Annotated in this window: 20 protein-coding genes; 13 read left to right on the top strand and 7 right to left on the bottom strand. The window is 39.9% G+C overall.

Annotated features, from left to right (window positions below; all coding sequences use genetic code 11):
• Window positions 1–129: 129 nt before the first annotated feature.
• The gene (locus R9C00_02810; protein WPO36371.1) at window positions 130–3,597 is read left to right on the top strand and encodes a hypothetical protein; all 3,468 of its coding nucleotides are present in this window, start codon (window positions 130–132) and stop codon (window positions 3,595–3,597) included.
• A 3-nt stretch (window positions 3,598–3,600) separates the two neighbouring features.
• On the opposite strand, the gene R9C00_02815 is transcribed toward R9C00_02810, so the two are convergent.
• From R9C00_02815 to miaA, 4 genes are all read right to left on the bottom strand, one after another.
• Window positions 3,601–4,872, bottom strand: coding sequence for a hypothetical protein (locus R9C00_02815; GenBank protein WPO36372.1), 1,272 nt, complete (start codon window positions 4,870–4,872; stop codon window positions 3,601–3,603).
• A 119-nt stretch (window positions 4,873–4,991) separates the two neighbouring features.
• Window positions 4,992–5,378, bottom strand: coding sequence for a VOC family protein (locus R9C00_02820; protein ID WPO36373.1), 387 nt, complete (start codon window positions 5,376–5,378; stop codon window positions 4,992–4,994).
• 67 nt (window positions 5,379–5,445) lie between these two features.
• Entirely contained in the window at window positions 5,446–6,378 is a 933-nt protein-coding gene (hemC, locus tag R9C00_02825; GenBank protein ID WPO36374.1) for a hydroxymethylbilane synthase, read from the bottom strand.
• Between the two features lie 137 nt (window positions 6,379–6,515).
• Entirely contained in the window at window positions 6,516–7,427 is a 912-nt protein-coding gene (miaA, locus tag R9C00_02830; protein ID WPO36375.1) for a tRNA (adenosine(37)-N6)-dimethylallyltransferase MiaA, read from the bottom strand.
• A gap of 156 nt (window positions 7,428–7,583) precedes the next feature.
• On the opposite strand from miaA, the gene R9C00_02835 reads away from it, so the two are divergent.
• From R9C00_02835 to R9C00_02860, 6 genes are all read left to right on the top strand, one after another.
• Window positions 7,584–8,303 carry a type III pantothenate kinase gene (locus R9C00_02835; protein WPO36376.1) on the top strand — a complete coding sequence of 240 codons (720 nt, stop codon included), beginning with the start codon at window positions 7,584–7,586 and terminating at the stop codon, window positions 8,301–8,303.
• A complete protein-coding gene (locus tag R9C00_02840; protein WPO36377.1) occupies window positions 8,296–9,555 on the top strand; it encodes a hypothetical protein in 1,260 nt (419 codons plus the stop codon). The genes R9C00_02835 and R9C00_02840 overlap by 8 nt, the downstream gene beginning before the upstream one ends.
• A gap of 13 nt (window positions 9,556–9,568) precedes the next feature.
• A complete protein-coding gene (locus R9C00_02845; GenBank protein ID WPO36378.1) occupies window positions 9,569–10,897 on the top strand; it encodes a hypothetical protein in 1,329 nt (442 codons plus the stop codon).
• Window positions 10,898–11,190: 293 nt separating this feature from the next.
• Window positions 11,191–11,742, top strand: coding sequence for an LPS export ABC transporter periplasmic protein LptC (gene lptC / locus R9C00_02850; GenBank protein ID WPO36379.1), 552 nt, complete (start codon window positions 11,191–11,193; stop codon window positions 11,740–11,742).
• 7 nt (window positions 11,743–11,749) lie between these two features.
• Window positions 11,750–11,956, top strand: a complete 207-nt coding sequence (locus R9C00_02855) for a hypothetical protein (protein WPO36380.1) — start codon at window positions 11,750–11,752, stop codon at window positions 11,954–11,956.
• A 135-nt stretch (window positions 11,957–12,091) separates the two neighbouring features.
• On the top strand, window positions 12,092–13,921 hold the full coding sequence (locus R9C00_02860; GenBank protein ID WPO36381.1) for an ABC transporter ATP-binding protein: 1,830 nt from the start codon (window positions 12,092–12,094) through the stop codon (window positions 13,919–13,921).
• 11 nt (window positions 13,922–13,932) lie between these two features.
• On the opposite strand, the gene R9C00_02865 is transcribed toward R9C00_02860, so the two are convergent.
• The gene (locus R9C00_02865; protein ID WPO36382.1) at window positions 13,933–14,919 is read right to left on the bottom strand and encodes a DNA cytosine methyltransferase; all 987 of its coding nucleotides are present in this window, start codon (window positions 14,917–14,919) and stop codon (window positions 13,933–13,935) included.
• A 152-nt stretch (window positions 14,920–15,071) separates the two neighbouring features.
• On the opposite strand from R9C00_02865, the gene R9C00_02870 reads away from it, so the two are divergent.
• Window positions 15,072–16,388 (top strand): phospholipase D-like domain-containing protein, encoded by a 1,317-nt coding sequence (locus tag R9C00_02870; protein ID WPO36383.1) that lies wholly within the window; start codon window positions 15,072–15,074, stop codon window positions 16,386–16,388.
• A gap of 58 nt (window positions 16,389–16,446) precedes the next feature.
• Here R9C00_02870 and R9C00_02875 read toward each other — a convergent pair whose 3' ends face one another.
• A complete protein-coding gene (locus tag R9C00_02875) occupies window positions 16,447–16,986 on the bottom strand; it encodes an SRPBCC family protein (protein WPO36384.1) in 540 nt (179 codons plus the stop codon).
• Between the two features lie 338 nt (window positions 16,987–17,324).
• Between R9C00_02875 and R9C00_02880 the strand changes: the two genes are divergently transcribed.
• Window positions 17,325–18,425, top strand: coding sequence for a cellulase family glycosylhydrolase (locus tag R9C00_02880; protein WPO36385.1), 1,101 nt, complete (start codon window positions 17,325–17,327; stop codon window positions 18,423–18,425).
• 75 nt (window positions 18,426–18,500) lie between these two features.
• Here the strand turns inward: R9C00_02880 and R9C00_02885 are convergent, their stop codons facing one another.
• The gene (locus R9C00_02885) at window positions 18,501–19,226 is read right to left on the bottom strand and encodes a DUF1080 domain-containing protein (protein WPO36386.1); all 726 of its coding nucleotides are present in this window, start codon (window positions 19,224–19,226) and stop codon (window positions 18,501–18,503) included.
• A gap of 301 nt (window positions 19,227–19,527) precedes the next feature.
• Between R9C00_02885 and R9C00_02890 the strand changes: the two genes are divergently transcribed.
• The 4 genes from R9C00_02890 to R9C00_02905 all read left to right on the top strand — a co-directional run bounded on the left by R9C00_02890 (window position 19,528) and on the right by R9C00_02905 (window position 24,350).
• Window positions 19,528–21,222: a BamA/TamA family outer membrane protein gene (locus R9C00_02890; GenBank protein WPO36387.1), complete on the top strand. Its 1,695-nt coding sequence runs from the start codon at window positions 19,528–19,530 to the stop codon at window positions 21,220–21,222.
• A 25-nt stretch (window positions 21,223–21,247) separates the two neighbouring features.
• Window positions 21,248–22,393, top strand: coding sequence for a DUF4271 domain-containing protein (locus tag R9C00_02895; GenBank protein ID WPO36388.1), 1,146 nt, complete (start codon window positions 21,248–21,250; stop codon window positions 22,391–22,393).
• Between the two features lie 28 nt (window positions 22,394–22,421).
• On the top strand, window positions 22,422–23,213 hold the full coding sequence (locus R9C00_02900) for a uroporphyrinogen-III synthase (GenBank protein ID WPO36389.1): 792 nt from the start codon (window positions 22,422–22,424) through the stop codon (window positions 23,211–23,213).
• Between the two features lie 174 nt (window positions 23,214–23,387).
• Entirely contained in the window at window positions 23,388–24,350 is a 963-nt protein-coding gene (locus tag R9C00_02905; protein WPO36390.1) for a type IX secretion system membrane protein PorP/SprF, read from the top strand.
• Window positions 24,351–24,388 lie beyond the last annotated feature (38 nt).

Here is a 24,388-nt window from a genome sequence, read left to right on the forward strand (position 1 = left end):
AGGCAGCAGTTGAAATGGCTCTGTTTTTCTCTTTCCCAACTTCTACCCCCTTTTTTTGCTCTTAAAAAATACGAGTGATTATCTTGCGGAATGCGAAAGGCTTTACTACTGTTAAGCTTATTGGGACTGATGGCTACTGGCTCTTGGGCACAGGTGAACAACCTTCGCTGCCAGTGGGTGGCTTTTCAGCAGGAGGCTATCCAGCCCGATTCGCTCACCATTGCTCCCGAAAGCATTGTGATAAAAGCAACACAGCCAGCCAGCTCTTTCCCAGAGCAGTTTTTTATCGCAAGTTACAATCCGCAGAAAAATGAAATGGTTTTGAAGGTGAAAGAAGGGGTTTCTCCTTCAGTTTTGCCTGATTCTATTCTGATATGTTACCGGGTTTTTCCTATCAATTTCTCCGAAAAAATATTCAACCGGTCCCAAGCGGTGTACGATACGGGGGGGTATAGAAATGTATTCCAAGACTTGCAAGATGTGCCCGTGGCCACTCCTCGTGAAGAACTTTTCCCAACGGAGGGCTTGAACAAATCGGGGAGTATCACCCGTGGGATTTCGGCGGGGAACACCCAAGATGCCTTTGTGAACTCTGCCTTAAACCTACAGTTGGAAGGAAAGCTATCCGATGATCTGGATATTAAGGCAGTTTTTTCCGACCAAAATGTGCCTTTTCAGCCCGAGGGAAATACCTTGCAGTTGCAGGAGTTTGACAAGGTATTTATGGAATTGAAGCATAAAAATGGGAAGCTAGCAGCGGGAGACATCGTATTACAGAATGATTCTTCGGAATTTATGCGCTATTACAAAAACGTGCAAGGCGGGCAATTACAGCTCAATTTTGAGGATACTGTCAAGCGTATTTCTTCCAATACCCGCATTGGTGGGGCGATTGCGAAAGGGCAGTTTCGTTCTCAGCAAGTTGAGCCGCTGGAAGGGGTGATGGGCCCTTATCGACTTACTGGACCAAACAATGAGCGGTTCATTATTGTGATAGCCAATTCGGAAAAAGTGTTCTTGGACGGAAGGCGACTGACAAGGGGCTTCAATTACGACTATGTGATTGATTACAATACAGCAGAAATTACGTTTATGAATACGGTGCTGATTACCAAGTTTTCCCGAATCAGGGTCGATTTTGAGTTTTCGAACCAAAACTATAACCGTTCGATCTTACAGGCTGACCACCGACAGAAAGTGGGGAAGGTGGAGGTTTATGCCCAAGCTTACCAAGAAAAAGACAGCAAGCAGAACCCTTTGCTTTTCCAACTTACCGAAGAAAATCAACGGCTGATGCAAGAGGCGGGCGACCAGGCGATAGTGATTGCCCCAGGCGGTGCGGATACCGTGGGCGAGTTTAACCCAAGCCGGATTTTATATACCCAAATTGATACCACGGTCGGGACGGAAAGTTTTCAAGTATTTAGACGGGCAACCTTGAGTGATACTTCACTCTATACGGTTACTTTCTTGGATTTGGGGCAAGGGAATGGGAACTATCAGGTTTCAACAGCTCCTACCAACGGGCGAGTGTTTGAATGGGTAGTTCCGCTAAATGGAATACCTCAGGGCACGCACGAGCCGGGTAGGGCGCTTGTTCCTCCCAATAAAAAACAACTCCTGACGGCGGGGGCAAAAGTGCATCTGACGGGCAACGATTATGTGTTTGCCGAAGCTGCTTTTTCCGACCACGACCTAAACCTATTTTCTAGTTTAGATGCCGAAGACAATAAGGGTTTTGCGGTGAAAATGGGCTACCGAAACCAAGGGCGACCTGTTCACTTTTTGGAAGGTTACCAATGGACGGGCGGGATAGATGTTGAATTTGATAATGAATATTTTCGTCCCATTGATCGATTTCGCTACATCGAATATGATCGGGATTGGTCGGTGAACGATACGGGACCAGCCGAGGACAAGATTTTTAATGTACGCCTCGGGCTGAAAAAAGACCAGCAAAATACGATTGATTACCGCTTTTCCCGCAGGCAGCGTGACCTTGCTGCCGACGGTTGGCAACAAAGTTTGGTGCTTAACAAGCAGCTGGGAAAGCTCCAATTGGTTTCCAACGCTTTTTTGCTAGACAACGAGTTGGGTGGGGAGTTGGAAGGAAGAAAATCGGAGTGGGCGAGGGTAAAAGCTGATTTATCTTTCCGAGGGGAAAAACTGGTGCCGGGGTATATTTACCAGCTCGATAAGAACAGGATTTACCAAACGGCAACCGACTCTGTGGTAAGTACGGCGATGAACTTTGAAGAGCACCTTTTTTACCTACAAAGCGGGGACAGCTTGAAAACGAAATTTCGGATAGATTACAGTTTGCGGGAAGATAAATCTCCTCAGCAGGGAGAGTTACAAGCAACGAACCAAGCAAGTACGCTAAATATTTCTGCAGGGAAGGATGGGAAAAAGGGGAAGTTTCGCTTTTCGGTGGTGTATAGGCAGTTGGAGAATTTGAACTTGGCAGGTAATCCAATTGAGGAAACTCTGAATGGGCGATTCGACTGGTCGCAGCAATTTTTGGATAGGCATATTCGCAGCGAGCTGAGTTATGTAACAGGGTCGGGAAGGGAGCTGAAGCGGGAGTTTATTTTTGTGCAGGTAGATGCGGGGCAAGGCACGCACACCTGGCGAGACGACAACGGTGACGGCATCCAAGACCTCAACGAGTTTTACCTCGCCATCAACCCTGATGAAAAAAACTATGCAAAATTTTTCACCCCTACCGATGAATATATAGCTGTTTTCCACACTCAAATCAATTATAGGCTCAATATGGAAGGTCCTCGCAACTGGGCAGAAAAAGGTGGTTTCAAATCCTTCGTATCGAAGCTTTCCTCGGTTTCATCTATTACCATCAATAGCCGAATTAGTGATAGCGATATTTTGGCGAGGCTTTTCCCTTTCTTGGTAGAAATACCTCCTGAGAGCCTTTTGGCAAATAATACCATTTTCCGAAACACCCTTTTCTTCAACAGAAAAAGTCCAGTTTATGGTTTTGAGGGAAGGGTTTTGTATTCAGACAATAAGCAATTACTTACCAATGGATTTGAGCAGCGCACCAACGAAAACTATGCGTTGAGCTACCGCTGGAACGTCACTAAAAAGGTAAATACGAAGCTGGAGGTGGAAACGGGTTCGTTGGGGAATATTTCCGATTTTTTGGAGAACAGGAATTACCAGATAGACCAGCAAAAAATAGGGGGGGAGGCATCGTACCAACCTGAAAATAATTTGAGGTTCACTTTCCAGTACAGCTACAAGGTAAAAGACAATGCGTTGGCTATAGCCGAAGAAACTGCGGAGGAAGCTACTTTTCACGAGTATGGCTTCAATGCACGCTGGGCGAAAGCGGTGAAACGCTCCATAGTGGGGAGTATCAAAGTGAGCGATATTCAGTTTGTGGGGAAGGAAAATACGCCTTCGGGCTATGCCATGCTGGAAGCGCTGCGGCCAGGTACCAACTTTACATGGTCGGTGAGCTGGCTACAGCGCTTGGCAAATGGCTTGCAACTCAATGTGTCGTACAACGGCAGGCAATCCCCCAATCAGCAGATGGTGCATTTGGGAAGAATGCAGGTGACGGCGTTGTTTTAGGGTTTATTGTCCGAATCTGTATGCAAACATGAGGAATAACCTGTTTACCTTGGAATTAAGTGCGATACTTTCCGACATTCCATTAGATTGTTCATATCTCAATTCGATAGAAGCTTTATTTATAGAACCACCAAGTCCTACAAATATGCCTTGTTCATGTTTTCTTGAAAATTCCACTGCTGGCTTATATTCTACCGATTCTCTAGAATAAAACTTGCTTTCCTTTTTTGTTGAGTTAGTAGTACTTACAGCAAGCCCATTTGAAATTCCAAGGTTTATATGCCATAATACACGCTTACCAATTATTCGATAGCGTAGCATGTTTTTGAGGTTTAGATAGCTGTAAGCAATATTTGAATAGTATATGTTATACTCATTTTCAGATTCAATATTTTCATAGGTGTTTTCGAACTTGTAAGAGGTATAAACCAGTTCATTATTGATTGACCATTTCCCTCTATTTCTTGGTAAAACAATATCTGCAAATCCACCAAAAGTAAAGTTGATAGAGGCTGGGTAATCATGATTAGTAATGTGCCTGTCTGAATTTCCTTCAAAATTCAATTTGGTAGAGGTGACCCCTGCTAGCACACCTAGGTTTACTTTTACTTTCTCTTTTGTTTTTGTGTATTTCACTTCTCCACCCAGACAGTTGTTGTATTCTGTAAAAGCTTTTATTAATGATTTTTTGTTGTATTTAAGCGTAGAGATCAATGAATTGATCTTCTCGCAGTCCTGTAAATAAAAAGATAGTTGACCTTGGAATCTCTTTACCTCGGCTGTTACATCTCCTGTCTTCCCCATTTTTTTATACCTCTTATAGTATAATAACCTGATTTTCCCTTTTTCTAAAAAATAGAACTGCACCTCACTGCGGTAGTCTAGGTAATAGTACAATGTTTTGTTATTAACCGCTTCTTGCAGAACTTGTAAAAAGGTAGTGTCTTGCCTAAGCTTGATTTCTGGTGTTCGGCTAAGTTTTTCAAGTTTGTTTGACTCGTTATTCGCTTGTACAATAGCACCTTCGTAAAGGTCATTGGCAACAAAAAAACGCTTAATGTCTAGTGGGGAATATTGGTGTGAAGTACCACTTTCATCAACAAAAGTGATTTCTGACGGATTTTTCTCCCAGTTTTGGTAATCAATTTGTCCCATTAACGAATCTCCTTCTGCAGTGATGATTTGTGCCGGTTGGAGATTTATTTGGGCGTAGGAAAACGATGTTAAAAAAGTCAGAGAGCTGACGATGCAAAATAGTGTAATGTACTTTTTCATAGGGTTTGTAGCTGGTTTTGATTTGTACAAACTTACTGTGTCAAAGTTTTTAATCCACTTTGTTTTGAGTTAATAACTTATAAATCCCTAATTTTAGGTATAGTGTTATCAACATATTACTAGATTTCATACAGTTCAAGCGGTAGCCCATCTGGATCTTCAAAAAAAGTAAAGCGCTTGCCCGTGAGTTCATCGGTGCGGATAGGCTCGGTGTTGATTCCGTGTTGAGTGAGGTGGGCAATGGCTGTTTCGATGTCGTCTACCTCGAAGGCGAGGTGTCGCAAACCTACTGCTTCGGGGTAAGAGGGTCGGACAGGAGGGCTGGGGAAGGAAAAGAGCTCGATTTGGTAAAGCCCGCCCACTTTCAAATCCAACTTCCACGAATCTCTTTTCTCTCGGTAAGTTTCTTCCAACACTTCAAAACCCATCACTTTGGTATAAAATGCCTTGGAACGAGGGTAATCCGTACAAATAATAGCGACGTGATGAATTTTGTTGATGTTCATTTTCTATAAAAAAATGATTGCTGGTTACTAGTTTCTTGTTGCTAGTTTTTTTAGAAAAGCGACTGACTTATTTATTACCCTTAATTTCCGCCAACAATTCCACCCCGCCATTTTCCAATACGTAATTGGCTAGCTTTTCCCCAATATCAGCAGCTTCTTCCAACGTGCCTTCAAATGTGTTTTGGATAAGTTGGCTGCCATCGGTGGCAATGAGTCCGCCGGTAATGCTTATACGCTTGGTTTCCATATCGGTTTGGGCGAGGGCAAAGGCGGGGATACTGCATCCACCTTCCAGTTTTCTCAAAAATGCCCGTTCGGCTAAGAGCTGGAATTCGGTTTCGGTATGGTTGATAGCTTTTCTAATTGCCTCTTTCGCTTCGGTAGATAAATTGGTATGGGCTTCAATCGCCACCGTTCCTTGTCCCACGGCAGGGATGAAGTTGTTGGTGGGGAATTCATGGATGACCATTTCTTCGTAACCCATTCGGTGAACACCGGCATAGGCGAGCACCAACGCATCACACAAGCCATCTTCCATTTTTTTGATTCTGGTCTGGAGGTTGCCTCGCACATCTACCACCTTCATGTTGGGGAGGTATTTTTTCAACATAGCCACTCGGCGGACGGAAGAAGTCCCTAAGGTGAGTGGTTTTTCTGGATTAAAAGAGGTGGTTTTAGAAACCAGTACATCGTGTATTTTTTCCCTTTTGGAAAATGCAATAAGTTCGAAGCCTTCTGCCAAGCTAGATTGAACATCCTTGGCACTGTGTACCGCAATATCGATATCGCCGCTAATCAATTGATCTTCTAGCTCTTCGGTGAACACGCCTTTGCTCCCAATTTTTGCCAAGGTGCGGTCGAGGATTTTGTCTCCTTTGGTTTCAATTGTGATGATTTCTGTTTCCAAACCCGATTTTTGCAAAAGCTCTTCCACATAATAGGCTTGCCAAAGGGCGAGTTTGCTGCCTCGAGTCCCTATTTTTATCTTTATTTCTGACATCAATGTAAATTAAGTTGCCTCACCTGTTTTACTATCGACCTGCATTTCCATTTATTTAGGTTTTCCCAGTTGCTGGTTTCTAGTTATTGGTTACTGTTTTCTTTATTATAAAATATCCTTGATACTGAATATGATTTTCAATCAATTTTCATTTCATTTTCCACAAAGCTAATTATTTCTGGCAAGTGTTCGGGGTGGAACCAGCGAATGCCCTCCTCTTTTCTGAACCAAGTCATTTGACGCTTGGCATAGCGTCGGCTGTTTCGCTTCAAAAGCCGTACGGCTTCCTCCCAATCATGTTTTCCATCTAGAAAATCAAAAATCTCGGAGTAGCCTACGGTCTGTAGGGCATTTAACTCTTTGAAAGGATAAAGGGATTTTGCCTCTTCGAGCAAACCCGCTTCCAGCATCAGGTCCATGCGGAGGTTTATGCGCTCATACAGCTCTTCCCGAGGTCGGTCCAGCCCTATTTTTATAATGTTGAAAGGGCGTTCTGCCTTCTTTTTGTTTCGGTAGGAAGAAAAAGGCTTGCCCGTTCCCCGTTTCACTTCCAAACTTCTGAGAACTCGCTGAGGATTGCTTTTATCAACTTCGCCATAATATATAGGGTCAGTAGTTTCTAGTTCCTTTAGCAGTTTCGCCAAGCCGAATTCTTTTATTTCCTCATTTAGCTGCGCCCGAATATTAGGATCAATGTCTGGAATTTCGTCAAATCCTTCACACACTGCTCTTATATACAACCCCGAACCTCCGGCTAGGATGGCAAAGTTTTTCTTCTCGAATAGCTTGTCGATCTCTACCAAAGCATCCTTTTCAAACTGTTTTGCATTATATTCTTGAGAGACTGGCAGAAAATCGACCAGATGGTGCTTGGCTTGGGCTAGCTCCTCGGGGGTAGGTCGGGCAGTGCCAATGTTCATTTCGTGGTAAACTTGCCTCGAATCAGCATTTACGATCTCCGTATCGAAATGCTGGGCAAGCTGGATGCTCAGGGAAGTTTTTCCGCTGGCAGTAGGGCCACAAATGACGAGAAGGTGTTTTTGGGGCATGGTTGCTTTTCTTTTTTTGTAAAGGTAGCAAATCAGGAAAGAAACAGTTTTGAGATTTTAATGAAGCCTCGGGCTGTTGACCAGGGGTAGATTTTCAGGATTAATTAATGAGGGGCGAAAGTTCCAGTCGAACATATTCTAGCATAACTTTGCCAAATGGCTAAAAAACTAGCAATTGATATTGGAAATACATTTTCGAAAGCGGGTTTATTTGAAGGCGAAGAGCTTTTGGAAGTGAAAGAAAGGTTAGGAAAAGTCGATTTATTGTGTTTTGTGAGAGATATTCGACCAGATTTTGTAATTATTTGCAACGTTGGGGGCGGAAAATTGAATTTTTTTGAAGAAATTGCAGATGATTTTCAAATCACTTATTTGGATTACACGACTCACCTGCCTATCCAAAATGATTATGCTAGCCCTAAGACGTTGGGGATGGATCGAATAGCAGCTGCTGTTGGTGCATATTCATTATACCAATCACAATCAAACCTTATAATCGATTTAGGGACATGCGTTACCTATGATTTTATCACAAAGCAAGGCGTGTACAAAGGAGGGCGGATATCGCCAGGCATGCGATCGAGGTTTAGGTCTATGCATGAATTTACAGGCACGTTGCCTATGATAGAAAATGCAGAGGCAGAGTTGAATGTAGGCAACGATACGAGGTCGTGTATGATAAGCGGGGTGGTGAACGGACTAAGAGCAGAAATAGAAACCTGCATAACCGATTTTAAAAGTGAATTTGGAGATTTTAACGTCATCTTGTGTGGGGGCGATGCAAAATTCTTTGAATCTAGGATAAAACGAAGCATCTTTGTAAATCAGCATTTAGTACTACACGGGCTGAATCGAATTTTAGAAACAAATGATTAGAAAGAATATAGTTATTATTTCACTGGTATTGTGGGGTTCTGTGTCAGTTTTGGCTCAGGGGGCAAATTCACCTTACTCTATCTTAGGACTAGGGCATTTACAGCACATGGGCAATATTGCCAATAATGGAATGGGTGGTATTGGTGTAAGCAATAGCCATGCTTTGCAAAGCAATACATTAAACCCTGCCAATTTGGTGAGCAATAAAATTGTTTATTTTGATGCTTCGATGATGGGTGAGTTTAGGCAAACCGAGCGTGGAGACAGCAAACAAACTGACTTTGGAGGCAATCTTATGCATTTGTCATTTGGCTTTCCCGTAACTAGAAACTGGACTATGGGGTTTGGGCTTAGGCCGGTCACTTTGGTGAATTATGAGATTTCAACTTATGAAAAGCTCCCTAATACACCAACATTCGTAGAATATGAGTATTTGGGGGATGGTGGAATTACCCAAGCTTATTTTTCTAACGGGATAATGTTAGTAAAAGGGCTTTCGGTAGGATTAGAAGCGACCTATAATTTTGGCTCTATAAATAGGCAAACCCGCTCTAACCTCGACGATGGATCTAATGAATATACAGTAGGTATTTTTAATAGAAGGTCTTTCTCTCAAATTACTTTTCTGCCAGGAATTCGATATGCAGCGCAAGTAGGAGAAAAGTTTTTTGTAAATTTGGGAGGAACGTACAAAATGTCTACTGAGTATGCTGTGAGAGACTTTGAGGCCATTGAAAGAAGAAGTGCTTCTTCAGATGCCCGAATAGTTTCCGATACGCTCATGGATGTGAGAAGTAAGGTGAAAATGCCTTCGGCACTGAACATGGGTGTGAGTATTGAAATACCTTATAAATTTGTTTTTGGAGTAGATGTTTCACTTCAAAAATGGACGGACTTCACAGAGACGGATGGGGCTAATCCTTATAAAGATGCAATGGAAGTGAGGAGTGGTTTAGAATGGACACCTGACTACACATCAGTGTCCAGTTACCTCAAAAGAGTGTCTTATAGAATAGGAGGGGCTTATAAAGAGCTGCCTTATGAGTGGAATGATAAGGTATTGAATGATTATAGTGCAAGCATGGGAATGTCTTTTCCTATGGGTAGAGGATACTCTACATTGAATCTTGCGCTTATTTATGGTGTTTTAGGTAATGGTGATAATACTTCGATCAAAGAACAATATGCGAGGTTTAATTTTGGCCTCACGATTAACGATCCAAATTGGTTTATAAGACGTAGAATAAATTAAAACGAGCACAATTATGAAAGTCAAATCTTTTTTAGCCCTAGCAGGAGCTTTATTGTTTTCATTCCACCTCATGGCACAGAGTCCCGATGATGGATGGAACTGGGGATCAGACCCAGGCACTGCCAAAGAAAAAAATGTATTGTACAACGATGCCATGACAATGGGCGACTTTGAAGGGGCCGTTGCTCCCTTTGAATGGTTGTTGACCAATACCCCAGATCTCAATAAAGCGATCTACATCAATGGAGTGAAATTGTACAATGAACTTCTTGATAAAGCAGAAAAAGCGAAAGACGAGGAGAAAGTTAGAGCTTATCAGGATAAAATTATGTCGCTTTATGAAGACCGTATGAAGTATTATGGTGAAGAGGCTGATATTACTGACAGGATGGGTAGGATTGCCTATTTCTACTGGAAAGATAGAAAAGACGATGCTGAAAGATGGCCAAGGATGCTTGAGCTTTATAGCAAAGCAGTTGAGCTAAAGGGAAATGATGTGTATCGTAATAACTTGATCTTTTTGATGCTTGCGTTGGTGAACAACAAAAAGAACTTGACCGAAACTGAGATTTTGGAGCAATACGATAAAATGAGTGAAATAATTGAGTACAACATCAAAAATGACCCTAAGCCTGATGCTTGGAAAAGTACTCAAGATAAAATTGATGGTTTACTTAGCAAGGTTATTACCATCGATTGCGAATTCGTAAGAACAAACTTTAAAGACAAGGTTGAAAACAACCCAGAAGATATCAAAACGTCTAAAAGGGCTTTCAAATACATGCTTGCTGATGGGTGTACTGACGATCCCTTGTTTTTGAAAGCAGCAGAAAATATTTTCGATGCTGAGCCAGATGCGGGTATTGCCAACTATTTCTCTAAAAAATACTTGAAAGACAAAGAATACGATAAGTCTATCGAGTGGAAGCAAAAAGCATTGGAGCTAGCTGGTGATGATGCAGCTATGAAAGGTGAGATTCAAATGGATATAGCTAAAGTTTACGGTGTTCAAGGTAGAAAATCACAAGCAAGAGCTGCAGCGTATGAAGCATTGAAAGCTGATCCTAACTTAGCATCAGAAGTTTATTCTTATATAGGTGACTTGTACTTTACTAGTGGCAATGACTGCAAAGAAATGAACCCTGTAAAAGCTAGAGCGGTTTATTTGGCAGCATACGACATGTACCAAAAAGCTGGTAACAGTAGTAAAATGGCTCAAGCTCGTGCCCAGTTCCCTTCAATGGGTGAAATCTTTACTGCTACTATGAGCGAAGGTGATGCTATAGAAGTTGGTTGCTGGATTAACACTACAACTACTATCAGGAAACGTCCAAAAGAATAGTCCTGATTCTAAATATTTAACAAAGGCGCTTGGTACTACACCAAGCGCCTTTGTTGTTTTTATAAGAAGTGCATAAAGTATTTCCAAAAGGATATTGTCGATAGTAAGAATCAAATTTCTTCTTCTAATTTTGCATTCTCCTTGTATTATTTGTCTAAGAACAACAGACGAACGGTTTAAAGGAGTCGTATAAATTAAAATAATACGTTGAGGCAGTCTATATATGGATGTTCCCCATAAATTAAAAGATCGAATTTGTGTAGATAGAAATGAATAAGAGAAAAAGATTGAATTTGAAAAATATAAGTTGGCTTTGCCTCATGGTATTTGCCTTTTTGGTTTCATGTGAAGAAGAATCGGTGGATAAGCAAGAGATAGTTGAAGAGTTATCAGATAGCCTACCTGTTAGGGTTTTTAACGACGTATCGATGCTCTACAGCCAAAATTCTATGGTAAGGCTCAAACTTGAGGCTCCTATCCAAAACCAGTACGAAAACCAAGATGAGGATTACCCAGAAGGATTATATCTTGAAATTTATGATTCCCTAGGAGTAAAGACAACCTCGTTGGTGGCAGATCAAGGGAAGCACGATGTAAAGTCACATAAATTCAGGGTGAAAGGGAATGTGGTTGTGATTAACTTTGTAGAAGGAACCAAACTTGAAACAGAGGTGCTGAATTGGGATCAGGCAAGTGAAACCATCTATACGGATACGCTTACACCTGTTGTAATCACTACCCCGAAAGACGTTATAAATGCCAATGGTCTAACTGCCAACCAAGATTTTTCCGAATATGAAATCACAGGCGGAGTAACTGGTATTTTTACCCTCAAAGACGAATAAGCTCCTAATGAATACACAACTCTTTTTTTTCTCTATTGCGGTAGTGCTTTTTATCATAGGCGTACACCAAACGTTTTATTATGGTTTGCGGGAAAGCTATTGGGCTTATATGCTTAGTTTAGGTAGCTTTTTTTACTTTCTCTACAAAAAGGGGCAGGAAAAAGAAAAGGATGAATCAACTTCAAATGCTACCAAAAAGAAGGGTGAAAAATAGCTTTTGGTTATGTCATTGCCTCTAATGATTTTTTTCTTGCGGCAATAGCCTAAAGCTGAATTTGCTAACTTCACACCAAATTATGACTTGTGGCTTTATTTTCAACTACTTCTGCCACACATCAAAAGAAATTTTATGAAAACCTATCTCAGGATATTTTCCTTTGCCAAGCCTGTAGCGAAATACGCTATACCTTATTTTCTGTTTTCCATTATAGCCACAGTTTTCAGTGTATTGAATTTTACACTGTTGAAACCGCTATTTGATATGATCATTGGGAAAGTAGATGTAGCAGTATTGGAAAAGCCAGCTTTTTCATTGAGCATTGATTACTTTATTGATCTTTTTAATTTTTACCTGGGCAACATTGTGGTCGAGAATGGGCCCCTCGATGCATTGAAATTTGTATGCTTGGTGATGATCGTTTCAGTACTGCTTTCCAATGTGTTCAACTATATTTCCATAAGGATACTGGAAGATTTGAGGGTCAATACCATCCAAAATATTCGGAATGAGATTTACTTTAAACTCGCAAACCTAAATATTGGCTTTTTTTCCAAAAATAAGCGTGGGGATATCGTATCGAGGGTTTCTACAGACGCTTACGAAGTAGAATCATCCATAGCCGATAGTTTTAAGGCGATTTTGAAAGAACCCATGGCAGCCTCAACTTTTTTTATAGCCATGTTGATTATTTCGGTTAAGCTTACCCTGTTTACTTTCTTGGTGATCCCTATTGCAGGGGGAGTTATAGCCTACATCATCAAACTCCTGAAAAAAGATGCGGAAAATAGTCAGGAAAGTTTAGGGAGGCTTATTAGCATTATCGATGAAACATTGGATGGTGTTCGCATAATCAAAGCTTTCAATGCGATTGATTATGTGCAGAATAAATTTTTAAAAGAAAATGAGTATTACTCGAATAAGACGCGCGCACTTGCTTACAAAAGGGAGTTGACCTCTCCAATTTCCGAGTTTTTCGGAGTTATTACCGTTGCTAGTATTGCCTTTTATGCAGGTAGCTTAATTATCAGCAACGAATCGGGGTTGGATGCCAGCCAGTTCCTTGTGTATATCGCATTGTTTTCACAAGTACTCAGGCCCATTAAATCGATGACTTCGGCTATAAGCAGAATCCAGCGAGGCTTGGTGGCAGCAAGAAGAACTTTTGAGCTATTAGATGCTGAAAATGAGATTGTAGATAACCCAAATGCGAAAACAATCCAGTCTTTTGATACGTCGATTAAGTTTGAAAAAGTTGGCTTTGCCTACGAAACTGCTAAGGTGCTGGATGGAATTGACTTTACCTTAGAAAAAGGAAAAACGATTGCGTTGGTAGGTCAGTCGGGAGGAGGAAAATCAACCATTGCCGACCTTATTCCACGATTTTATGATATTCAGGAAGGAAAAATATTGATTGATGGGAAAGATATTCGAGATATCAGCTTGGATTCATTGCGTGAGCAAATGGGAGTAGTTACCCAAGAATCGGTGCTGTTTAACGATACTATTTTCAATAATATCGCTTTTGCTGCGCCAGATGCAAGTCTTGAAGATGTTATCCAGGCAGCAAAGGTAGCCAATGCCCATGAGTTCATTATGCAGATGGAAAATGGCTATGATACAATGGTAGGTGACCGAGGTATGAAGCTTTCGGGTGGGCAACGCCAACGAATAAGCATAGCAAGGGCTATTTTTAAAAATCCTCCTATCCTCATTCTCGATGAGGCTACTTCTGCCCTCGATACCGAATCTGAAAAATTGGTGCAAAGTGCCCTCGAAAACCTGATGAAAAGCCGAACCTCATTGGTGATAGCCCATAGGCTCAGTACCATCCAAAATGCCGATGAGATTTTGGTGTTAGATGGTGGGAAAATCATTGAGCGAGGGCTACATTCGGAGCTGATCTTGAAAGACAATGGTACGTACAAGAAGCTCACAGAACTTCAGTCGGTGGACAAGTAAATAAGAGCTTTCTACTTTTCTTTCAAGTCTTTGAAAATGGCTTTGCCCAGATGATAACCTAGGTTTACGGGAACAGCGTTGCCAATCATTTTGTACCCTGCTGCAAGTTTTTTGTAGTGAAAAATAAAGTCATCGGGGAAAGTTTGGATACGTGCGCATTCTCTCACGCTTAGGCGGCGGTAAAGGTGCTCAGCTCCTTCTTTAAACTTTTGTTTGTCCTTTTCCACCTTCACCATTTTAGGGGCTTGGGGGTGCAAAGGAGCATGCCTTCCGCCTGCTTGAATAGTGAAGGAAGGCTCATCCCAACTTCTCACCCTGTTTCTTGATAAAAAGATGGAGGAGAACCCTCCAGTCATGTACTCGTGGTTTGGGACTTGGCAGCTTGCCTCGTTAGTGTAGTTTTTTTCTAATGCAGGGACAACATTTTCTTGTAGGTCGGCAATCGCATCGCCAAGTTTTGGTTGTTTGGAAAGTGGAGGAGGGAAGTTGAATTCTATGCCCAAATCGGCTCTGTATCCCACAAAAATCACTCTTTTTCGTTCTTGGGGCACGTCATAATCTTTGGCATTGAGCAATTGGAAAGAAAGTGTATACCCAGCTTCTTTAAACATGTTTTTGATGTTTTCCAAGGCTGTATTGTGCCTTCCTGCCAGCATTCCTGAAACGTTTTCTGCCAAAAAAAACTTAGGTTGCTTGTCTTGAAGTATTCGGATAAACTCGAAAAACAGCTGACCTCGCTTGTCGGAAATTCCCCGGAGAGCGCCTGCTTCGCTCCAGCTTTGGCAAGGAGGTCCGCCGATTATCCCGTCGCATTCAGGTACTTCTTCTGAGGTTATTTGCGTAATGCTCCTCCTGTCCAATTGAGTGTGAGGATGGTTCTTTGCATACGTTTCCCAAATTTCTTTGTCGTATTCATTTGCCCACACTACATCAAACCCAGCTTTGGTAAACCCTAAATCCAACCCGCCTGCACCCGCAAAAAAAGAAACTACCTTCATATCCAACTTTTTTGGGCAAAAATAAAATACTAAAGCTCATTTTGGAAATAAAAATAAGAGCAAGCCTAAATGATGCAAGGTGCTTCCGGCTTTACTGATGCAACAAGTGCTTATAGTAGTCGTTGCTATAGTGTGTTATCAAATAAAGGTTTATGCCATTTCAAGCTTATTTTGATGGTCCAGATAAATACGATGAACAGTTCGTGTTTTACAAAGAAGGAGGCTCTCCGCACTTGCTCCAAAAGCTTCTTCAATTGCTAGAAGTAAATAAAAATGAGCTTTTGGAGGTCAACTTGTGTTGGTATTTGTTCAATAACCAAGTTCTTCATTCGTACCTCAAAAAACTAGCTTCAGAAGGTGTGAAAGTAAATGTGATCACCATTCCACTAGAAGGCTATGATGCGGGCAAGCCTCAAAAATTAACAGCTTTGCATTCAGGAAAAAAATCTGCTGAAGCGTATGCTAAATATGATTTGGCCAAAGAGATCTTTAAAGAGTATTACCATTCTGAATACGCCTCAAATTATCGAATTTACTTTTTCCCCCACATGTACGTCAGAAGTGAGCGGGTCAAAAAGTTTTCCAGAGGCGCATTCCCTTATTCTTTACATACAAAGGCCGCTTTTATCAAGAAGAAAAATGGAAGCTTGTTAGCGCTAAGTTCTTCCAATTTGGCTGTGAGGGATTTGGTGAAGTACGAGTCTTTGGTAGTATTGGAAAATGAGCAGCGGTACGTGGAAAGTTTTGAGCGGTTTTTTGACGACCTAAAAAATAATAGCATAGATATTAAAAACTATAAACAGGAAGGAGTGAGTGCTTCTCACAGTTTTAGGTTTTTGCCACCTAAGAGCAACTATCTTGCCCATTTTTCATCGCCATTTTACAGAAATTCTGCGATACAAATGGAGCAGGAGTTGCTTTCTGTTTTGTCGAGAGCAAAGAGAAGGATCATCGTGTGTGCCCAGCATTTGGCTGCCTTTAATTTCCGAGACCATAAACATGGAAAGTTGCGAGGGGGAATATTGGGGGCAGCTATTCAGATGGCTAAAAAAGGAGTGGAAGTTACCTGCCTTTCTCAAACATTTGCCTCGGAAAATGAAGTTGACTCAGTGGGAAAGAAGCTTGGGGAATACCGTAAGCCAGCGAATACAAGTCATTTCAAAGCTTTCTTTTCCGAATTAGCTTTTTCTCCTAATACAGCTTATTATGTGAATAAGTATTGGCATTCAAAATTTATTATAGTCGATAACTTATTAGTGTTTTGTAGTTACAATTTTACTCCTACCCAGTTCATTTTTTTGGAGAAGGTGAAGATTAACAGTTTTAAAGAAATGCCTAATTGTAGGTATAAAGGAACGCATTGTGAAGTGTCGGCTCATGTACTGATCGACGATGTGTCCATAGTGAAGCAGTTCATCAATAATCTTGCTTCTGTTTTGAAAAGCAAGGAAACGTTGAAGGTATTGTAAATATAAAAGCCACCAGTATTCTGATGGCTTCCAAAATGCAATTGGAATTTGAGAAAGACTATTGTTCTAAAACTCCCTTCAAGTTTGTTAATCCTTTTTCCAAGTCGTTGCCAATCATTTCTTCCATGTTCATCAGCGGAATCATGAGGTTCATAGGGTAGTCCATATGGCCGTGAAATCCCCATTTTACTTTAGTTTCGGTAGGGGAAACCGCCTCGGTGATCATATAAGCGGGCTCGGTCGCTTCAAAAGGCTCGAAGAACCGTAGCTCAAAATCGATTCTCTCTCCCTCGGTGATTTTGATAATTTCTTGTTCACCTCTGCCAACTTCGGGATGGTCACTATCCCAAGTTGCTACAAAACCAACTGTACCGTCCGTGCCTTTAAATTCCTTTTTCATGTCGGGATCCATTAGTTGCCAAGTACTGTATTTGTCTTGATTTTTCAAGTATTTTACGTAGTCAAAAACTTCGGCTTTGGGTAAGTTAACAGTAACCTCCCGCTCCACTGAATAATCTTTTTTTACAACGGCAGCAGCAATGAGAACTAGTGCAACAACACCGAAAATCACAAATAGTAATCCTTTTAGAATTTTCATTCACAAAAGTTTTTAGGTTAAAGAAGTGTCAGTAGTATGCCTCGTAATCAGTAGGAATGGTGTCCCAATTATAATTGATTTTCTTATGCAAGGCAATTCTTTTTAGCTCAATGATTTAAATGATAATGTGGGTAACTCTATTTGTTGATTAATACACTCATAAATGAAAATGAATAAGTGGCTTAAGATTGTGAGAATTTCCTGAGTTGTTCATTTTGAGTTTTTTTCTACTTTAGACAACTTTTATTTGTGAAGCGGTAAATTTCTTCAAACCGTGACTCTTTTTAGTATGAGCTTTTTGCATAAGGCAGATTTTTATCACAAATAACCCACAAAAAATGAAAAGACGAGATTTTATTAAAATATCTGGTGCTGCTTCAGCTATAGTAGCCTCAGGAATTCCCCTTTATTCTCAACCTTCGCTTCAGTCCATCACAGCCTCAAATATTCCTAGATGGAGAGGGTTTAACCTTTTGGAAATGTTTACCGAACATGGCAACTCCCCTTTTAGAGAAGAGGATTTTGAGATAATGGTAGATTTAGGTTTTGATTTTGCCCGTATCCCCATGACGTATTGGAACTGGAGCAAGCCAGACAATTGGATGGAAATAGATGAAGATGAGTTGAAGAGGATAGATGATGTGGTAGAGCTTGGAAAACAATATAATGTGCATATCAACTTGAATTTGCACAGGTTGCCTGGCTACTGTGTAAATCGTGCTGATATGGAGCCGCATCTTTTGTTTGGAGAGGACAAAAGTGGGAGGCAAAAAGCCTTAGAAGCTGCGAAATATCATTGGAGGATGTTAGCCAGGCGATATAAGGGGATTCCTAATAGAGAACTGAGTTTCGATCTGTTAAATGAACCTCCTTTTTCAGATTCGGAGGCGATATATGTTGAAGTTGCTAAAGCGTTGGTTGCTGTAATTAGGGAAGAAGATCCAGAAAGATTGATAGTGGCAGATGGGTTAGATTTGGGGCAAACACCTGTGATGGGCTTGGCAGATGTTGGATTGGTGCAAAGTACACGGGGGTATTTGCCAAAGGCAGTGAGTCATTATACAGCTACGTGGGTACCCGAAAATGAATTTGAGACAAAGGAAATACCTATCTGGCCTTTGCTTGATGACAAGGGAAATACTTGGGATAAGGAGAAATTGAGGGGTGAGTTCATCGAAAAATGGAAGCCTTTGACCGAAAAAGGAGTGAAGGTACATGTGGGCGAATGGGGAGTTTATAAAAACACACCGCATGATGTAACCCTTGCTTGGATGGAAGACGTACTTTCCCTCTGGAAGGAGGCAGACTGGGGGCAGGCGCTTTGGAATTTACGGGGTGATTTTGGAATTCTAGACTCTGGAAGAAAAGATGTGGTCTATGAAAATTATAAAGGGCATAAGTTAGATAGGAAAATGTTAGAGCTTTTGAGGAAGTATTAAGCTTGAACCAATTTATAGAAAAAGCCTATTCTAGTTAGCTAGAATGGGCTTTTTCATTTTCTGTCTTCGGGAGCTTTATAATTCTCTGATTCTGATATTTCTGAACCAAACTGGGTCTCCGTGATCTTGGAGGGCAATGTGTCCAACAGCATTTTGCCCATATTGAGGCCATTGAGTGAATTTACTGTTTTGGTATTGCTCTTCCCATTCAGGGCTACCAAATTCGTAATCAACTACCATTGTTCCGTTGAGCCAGTGTTCCACTTTTCCATTGTTTATCACTAGTCGCACTTTGTTCCATTCACCCACTGGTTTTACGGTCTCTTCAGAGCACGATTTCATATCGTAGTTATCTCCGGCACGGTGTGTCTTTATTTTTCCATCTGCATGACCTTCGTTGTCAAGTACTTGCATTTCGGGTCCAGAGTGGTAAGTTGCACCAAGCGTATCGTGTTCCACTACTCGGTACATAATGCCACTGTTGCCATTCTCAGATATTTTCCATTCCAGTTCAAGTTCAAAGTTTTCAAACTTTTGTTTGGTAATAATGTCACCTGCACCTTTGCCTGTGAGTGAGATTACACCATCTTCTTCTTCCCAAATAGGAGAAACATCCTCTTTTTTGAAGTTTCGCCACTTGCTTAAGGGGAGGGGAATCCATTCAGCTTCTGGCTCTGCTTCTTCTGTTGCAACTACTTCTTCTTCGGAATGCTCTTCTGTTTGTGTAGGTTTTGAGCATGAGGCAGCAAAGAGTGCAAATAATGCGATAGTAATGCTGATTTTAACTTGTTTTTTTTTCATTTCATTATCGATTTTATTAAGTGATTAGCTATAAATTTAGTCATGCTAGACAATAAAACTTGGTTTATTTTTAAAAAAATAGGGAGGTCAAATGTTAATACGGTACTTTTAAAAAATGAACATTTGCATCTAAAAGGTACATGTTAATTTTTTTTTTACATAGCGTAATAAATATCCGGTTTTTCGGGTAAGATAACTACTGAAATCTGAAGGTTTGAAAAAAAAGATTTTTCTCTGTTTATTGGTTTTTACTGCTATAATGGTTGTTTTTGAAGCAGAGTGCTTAGGCCAATCTTTAAAGTTGGAATTTGCATTGGATGCTAGCGAAGCTGAATTGCTTAAAAAGTATAGCTATAATGATGTATTTGAAGATTCGGCTAGCTTGATGGATGAGCTATACATACTGGTGGAAATCATAAGAGAAGATGGGTTTCTATTGGCAAATATAGATAGTATAACAAGGAATAATGCTATTTTTCGTGCATTTGTTACTATGGGGAGTCAGTACAAATGGGTAAAGTTGAGAAGAGGAAATGTGCCAGATGCAATGCTGGATAGAGCTGGTTTCAAAGAGAAGTATTTTGATGGAAAAGAGGTCAGTTTGAAGGAGTTGAATAACATGAGAAAAGGCTTAATAACATATGCTGAAAACAATGGTTACCCCTTTGCTTCGGTTGTGTTGGATTCGTTTGAATTGGATGAATCGCATATTTCTGCTTCATTATTCATGACTCCAGGTTCTCAAATCTATTTCGATAGCTTGATAGTGGTTGGTGAGGTGAAAGTGAAAAGGGAATTTCTGACTTCTTACCTTAAAATGAATAGAAAAAGCCTTTTGGGAAAGCAAAGAAGTCCAAAATTATTCAACCAAAACTTGATAGATGCTGTTGAGGAAAAGATCATTTTGACACCTTATTTGAAGATGACAGCCCCGCCATCTGTTATTTTTGAACATCAAAAAGCTTTTGTGAAATTATACTTGGAAGACGAAAAAGCCAGTGAAATAGATGGAGTGGTAGGGCTTTTGCCAAATACAGGAAATGATAACTCCTTGAAAATCACGGGGCAATTTTTGGTTTCTCTTTACAATCCTTTTGGTACTGGAAAAAAAATCTATGCTAGGTGGCAGCATGTGAAAGCGGCATCGCCTGTGTACGAGCTTGAATATCTTCATCCGGATTTGCTGAGGACTGGCGTGGATGTTTCATTTAAGCTAAATTCACTGAAAGAAGACTCTACCTTCAATACGATTGCTTGGTCAGCTGGCTTAGGTTATCCTCTTGGTAATAGGGCATATGTACGTTTTTTTTATGAATCACTGTCCAGTAACGTATTGCAAGAAGAGGGTTTTCAAGTAGCGGGAGCTTTACTTCCCCAAAGGACTAAAACCTCCATTAATTCTTATGGGGTGAGTTATGCTTATACCTCGTTGGATGATCTGTATTTCCCAAAAAAAGGATTGTCTGTTGACCTAGAAGTGCAATTAGGTAGTAAAAACATTATCCCAAACCCCGAATTTGCCGATAGTGTGTATGCAGGTCTTATTCCAAATACAACTCAACTTGGGGCTAAAGGTGAGATGAAGAAATATTTTGGACTGGGGAAGTATTTTTCTGTTTTGTATAGAAACAAAACAGGTGGGCTTCTTAATGAACAGCTTTTTTTGAATGATTTGTATAGAGTAGGAGGGTTGGCTAGCTTGAGAGGTTTTAACGAAAATCAGTTTTTTACTTCTTTTTATTCCGTAAATACATTAGAATTTCAGGCGCATTTCGAGAGGCAATCATTGTTTTTCTTATTTGCAGATCAGGCTTTTATCACTACTAAGACCACCGAGGGGAATGAGACTGATCAGCCGTTGGGAATTGGTGCAGGGATGGCTTTTTCGACAAAATCAGGTATATTTACCTTAGTTTATTCGATCGGTCAAACCAAGAGCGAATCTTTTAATTTTTCAGCCTCTAAAATTCACTTTGGGTTGACAAATAGATTTTGAATAGGAAGTTAAAATTGATGAAAAGTTGCTAGAAACAAGGCAAAAGAGAATATTTATAATTTTTGTGACGGTGCTTTGCTTATTTGTTGTTGGCAAGGCAAAAGCGAACCAGAGCGTGATAGAAGACTTGTCAGAAGATTGGTCTGTTTATGATGTTCGCTTGGAGGGATTTGTTCCTTACCTTTCTGATATTCATAGAAATGTGAAGAGTATTTATATGCCTCTTTCTCTGGATCAATATAGAGGGAATTTACTGAGTATTTCATCTATTGATGGAGCACACCTTTTCTTCAATAACAAACTGGTACAGTTGATGGAAGGAGATGACTTCACTTACTATTCTGTAGATAGTTTATTGTCTGCTCAAAATCAAGGGTTTATACAGGTTGCTATTTATTCTCCCACTTCTTTTGATAACATACCTGCACTTAGAGTGGTAAGTGAAAAGAGCAATGCTTCTGTTGTGAGTATAGATCGGGCTGTTTTTACACCTAACAAGATACAATCTGACTACAATAAAGAATTTGTAGTGATTTTTAGTTTGGGAATTTTGTTTGTGTTTAGCGTAGTCTTACAGAAAAAGAATCCTTTTGGGGGATTGATTGAGATAGGTGCGATTTTAGCCAAGATGTTGAAATCGAAATCAATGCCTGAAAAGTACTCTACAAGATATGTACTCTATTTTTTGTTTTTTTTCAGTTTGAGTTTTTCATTTCTTTTGGTGTTTTTGAGGGAAAGCTCCGATTTGTTTAGAGAGTCTTCCCTAGTGCTCAGTAACTACTTAGGAGGTACACTGTTCCTTGTGAGTACTCAGCTATTTATATTGATATTTGTTTTGATGTTATTAAAGCTATTGATTATAAGGGTTTTATCAAGCCTTTATGGTTTTGCTGGATTGGCTGATATACATACGTTTGAGTATATCTCTTTCACCCATTTTTTTACTACAATTTTTTTGTTGGGTGGGGTAATGCTTAATTTGTTACCAGTAGATATTCCCATGGAAGTAGCTGTAGCTTTGCTATTTGTAGTAGTGTTTTTTAAGTCTCTTTTTATTGTAATGCGAATCAACAGGCTACTTACTTATAAAAAAGTGTATTTATTTTCATATTTTTGCATTACGGAATTCATTCCAATACTTTTTGCATTAAAGTTTTTTATAAACATTTAATTTAGTCGATTAACTAAGAATATAGTTTATGGCAAATTCAGGACTTACGGATTTTGAAAGTAGAGCGAAGAAAGCAGTGAAGTCTATTTTGGTTTCGCAACCCCAGCCCAACAATCCTAATTCACCTTATTATGAGCTTGGTAAAAAATACAATATCAAGGTTGATTTTAGACCCTTTATTGAAGTAGAAGCTGTTTCGACTAGAGAGTTTAGAAAACAGAAGATCTCGATTTTAGACCATACGGCAATCATTTTTACAAGTAGGCATGCTATCGATCATTTTTTCAATATCTGCAAGGATATGAAGATAGAAGTTCCAGCAGATATGAAATATTTCTGCATATCGGAACAAACAGCGCATTACTTACAAAAGTATATTGTAATAAGGAAGCGCAAGATATTTACTGGGAAGAAGACAGCTAAGGATCTTCTGGAAGTAGTAAAGAAACATAAAAACGAAAAGTTCCTTTTCCCTTGCTCAAATATAAGGAAGAGCGATATTCCTGATTTTTTGAAGGAAAGTGGAAGTGAGTTCTCCGAAGCAATTATATACAGAACAGTAGCTAGTGACTTATCGGACTTGGCTGATGTGAATTATGATATAATCGCATTTTTCAGCCCTTCAGGTATTAATTCGCTTTTTGCCAACTTCCCCGATTTTAAACAAAATGCCACCCGAATAGCTGCCTTTGGACCTACTACAGCTAAAGCGGTAAGAGATAATGACTTGTTTTTAGATATTGAGGCACCTATGCCTAATGCTCCTTCTATGACTGGAGCTATCGAACTTTACATTAAAAAGGCGAACAATATTAAATAAGGTTTCTATACATATTCAAGTATATTCCCACTTTTTTTATAAATGCCATGTCATAAAAGTACATGGCATTTTTTTTTTGCGTTATGGGATATATATTAAAAAACAATTTGCCGCATTTTAGATTAAAATATTGAATAAATGTGGCTATATTGATTGCGGAATATTAATTAAACTATGAAAAAGTTACTGTTACTACCAATCATTCTACTTACGTTAACTGCTCTACATGCTCAACAAGACCCGCAGTTTAGTCAGTACATGTTTAACCAACTTTACCTTTCTCCAGCTGCCGCTGGAATTAATGCGGAAGATATTGAGTTCACTGTAATTCACAGATCTCAATGGTTAGGCTACTCACCAAGTTTTGATGATGGCGGCGCGCCAACTACTCAAGTAGCAAGTGCAAGTATGCCTCTCACAAAATATAATCTAGGCTTAGGCCTGAATATGGTTAACGATCAGCTCGGAGCTGAAACCAATCAAACCTTTAGGCTTTCATTGGCTTATCAATTAAAATTGAAGAAGGGTGTTTTGGCACTCGGGGTAAGTGGGGGTATGTATAATTATTCCATTGATTTCGATAAGTTAAGGTTTGTAGATCCAGATGATCCTTTTAATAATCAATCAGGTAAGCAAAGCCAATTTACACCAGATTTTTCCGCAGGTCTTTATTTTAAGCCCAATAACAATAAGTTTTATCTAGGTGTAGGTGTAAACCATTTAAATGAAGCAGAATTTACTTTTGATACTGACGAGGGATATAACACGTTGAAACAACATTTGAATATATTTGGCGGTGTGAATTTGGATCTAAGTAGAACAGTGGTTTTAACCCCATCCTTCATTGTGAAATCGGATATGAATGTATTTTCTTTTGAGGCAAGTGCTATCGCAACATTTAATCAAAAAATATATGCAGGATTATCTATGCGTGAGCTGGAATCGGCCATCGCATTAGTAGGTTTACATTTATTAAAAGATAATAAGTTAAGAGTAGGTTATGCGTTTGATTACACGTTAGAGGCTAGAAATGCTAAAGAAACAACCTCACATGAGATATTATTGACCTATAGACTTAAGGCGTTCACACCTTTTCAACCATCAATTATTAGAACTCCTCGATTCAGGCACGAGTAAAAAATAATTTGGTTTCATTTTTGTATAAGTCCAGATGT

It is taken from the genome of Flammeovirgaceae bacterium SG7u.111, assembly GCA_034044135.1.
Lineage (GTDB): Bacteria > Bacteroidota > Bacteroidia > Cytophagales > Flammeovirgaceae.

Bases quoted from the DNA above. Each gene is read 5' to 3' on its own strand.
- R9C00_02840 (WPO36377.1), top strand. From the start codon at position 8,296: ATGATTAGAAAGAATATAGTTATTATTTCACTGGTATTGTGGGGTTCT.
- R9C00_02810 (WPO36371.1), top strand. From the start codon at position 130: ATGGCTACTGGCTCTTGGGCACAGGTGAACAACCTTCGCTGCCAGTGG.
- R9C00_02880 (WPO36385.1), top strand. From the start codon at position 17,325: ATGAAAAGACGAGATTTTATTAAAATATCTGGTGCTGCTTCAGCTATA.
- R9C00_02875 (WPO36384.1), bottom strand. From the start codon at position 16,986: ATGAAAATTCTAAAAGGATTACTATTTGTGATTTTCGGTGTTGTTGCA.
- R9C00_02835 (WPO36376.1), top strand. From the start codon at position 7,584: ATGGCTAAAAAACTAGCAATTGATATTGGAAATACATTTTCGAAAGCG.
- hemC (WPO36374.1), bottom strand. From the start codon at position 6,378: ATGTCAGAAATAAAGATAAAAATAGGGACTCGAGGCAGCAAACTCGCC.
- R9C00_02820 (WPO36373.1), bottom strand. From the start codon at position 5,378: ATGAACATCAACAAAATTCATCACGTCGCTATTATTTGTACGGATTAC.
- R9C00_02865 (WPO36382.1), bottom strand. From the start codon at position 14,919: ATGAAGGTAGTTTCTTTTTTTGCGGGTGCAGGCGGGTTGGATTTAGGG.
- R9C00_02905 (WPO36390.1), top strand. From the start codon at position 23,388: ATGAAAAAGTTACTGTTACTACCAATCATTCTACTTACGTTAACTGCT.
- miaA (WPO36375.1), bottom strand. From the start codon at position 7,427: ATGCCCCAAAAACACCTTCTCGTCATTTGTGGCCCTACTGCCAGCGGA.
- R9C00_02815 (WPO36372.1), bottom strand. From the start codon at position 4,872: ATGAAAAAGTACATTACACTATTTTGCATCGTCAGCTCTCTGACTTTT.
- R9C00_02885 (WPO36386.1), bottom strand. From the start codon at position 19,226: ATGAAAAAAAAACAAGTTAAAATCAGCATTACTATCGCATTATTTGCA.
- R9C00_02845 (WPO36378.1), top strand. From the start codon at position 9,569: ATGAAAGTCAAATCTTTTTTAGCCCTAGCAGGAGCTTTATTGTTTTCA.
- R9C00_02900 (WPO36389.1), top strand. From the start codon at position 22,422: ATGGCAAATTCAGGACTTACGGATTTTGAAAGTAGAGCGAAGAAAGCA.
- R9C00_02870 (WPO36383.1), top strand. From the start codon at position 15,072: ATGCCATTTCAAGCTTATTTTGATGGTCCAGATAAATACGATGAACAG.
- R9C00_02860 (WPO36381.1), top strand. From the start codon at position 12,092: ATGAAAACCTATCTCAGGATATTTTCCTTTGCCAAGCCTGTAGCGAAA.
- R9C00_02855 (WPO36380.1), top strand. From the start codon at position 11,750: ATGAATACACAACTCTTTTTTTTCTCTATTGCGGTAGTGCTTTTTATC.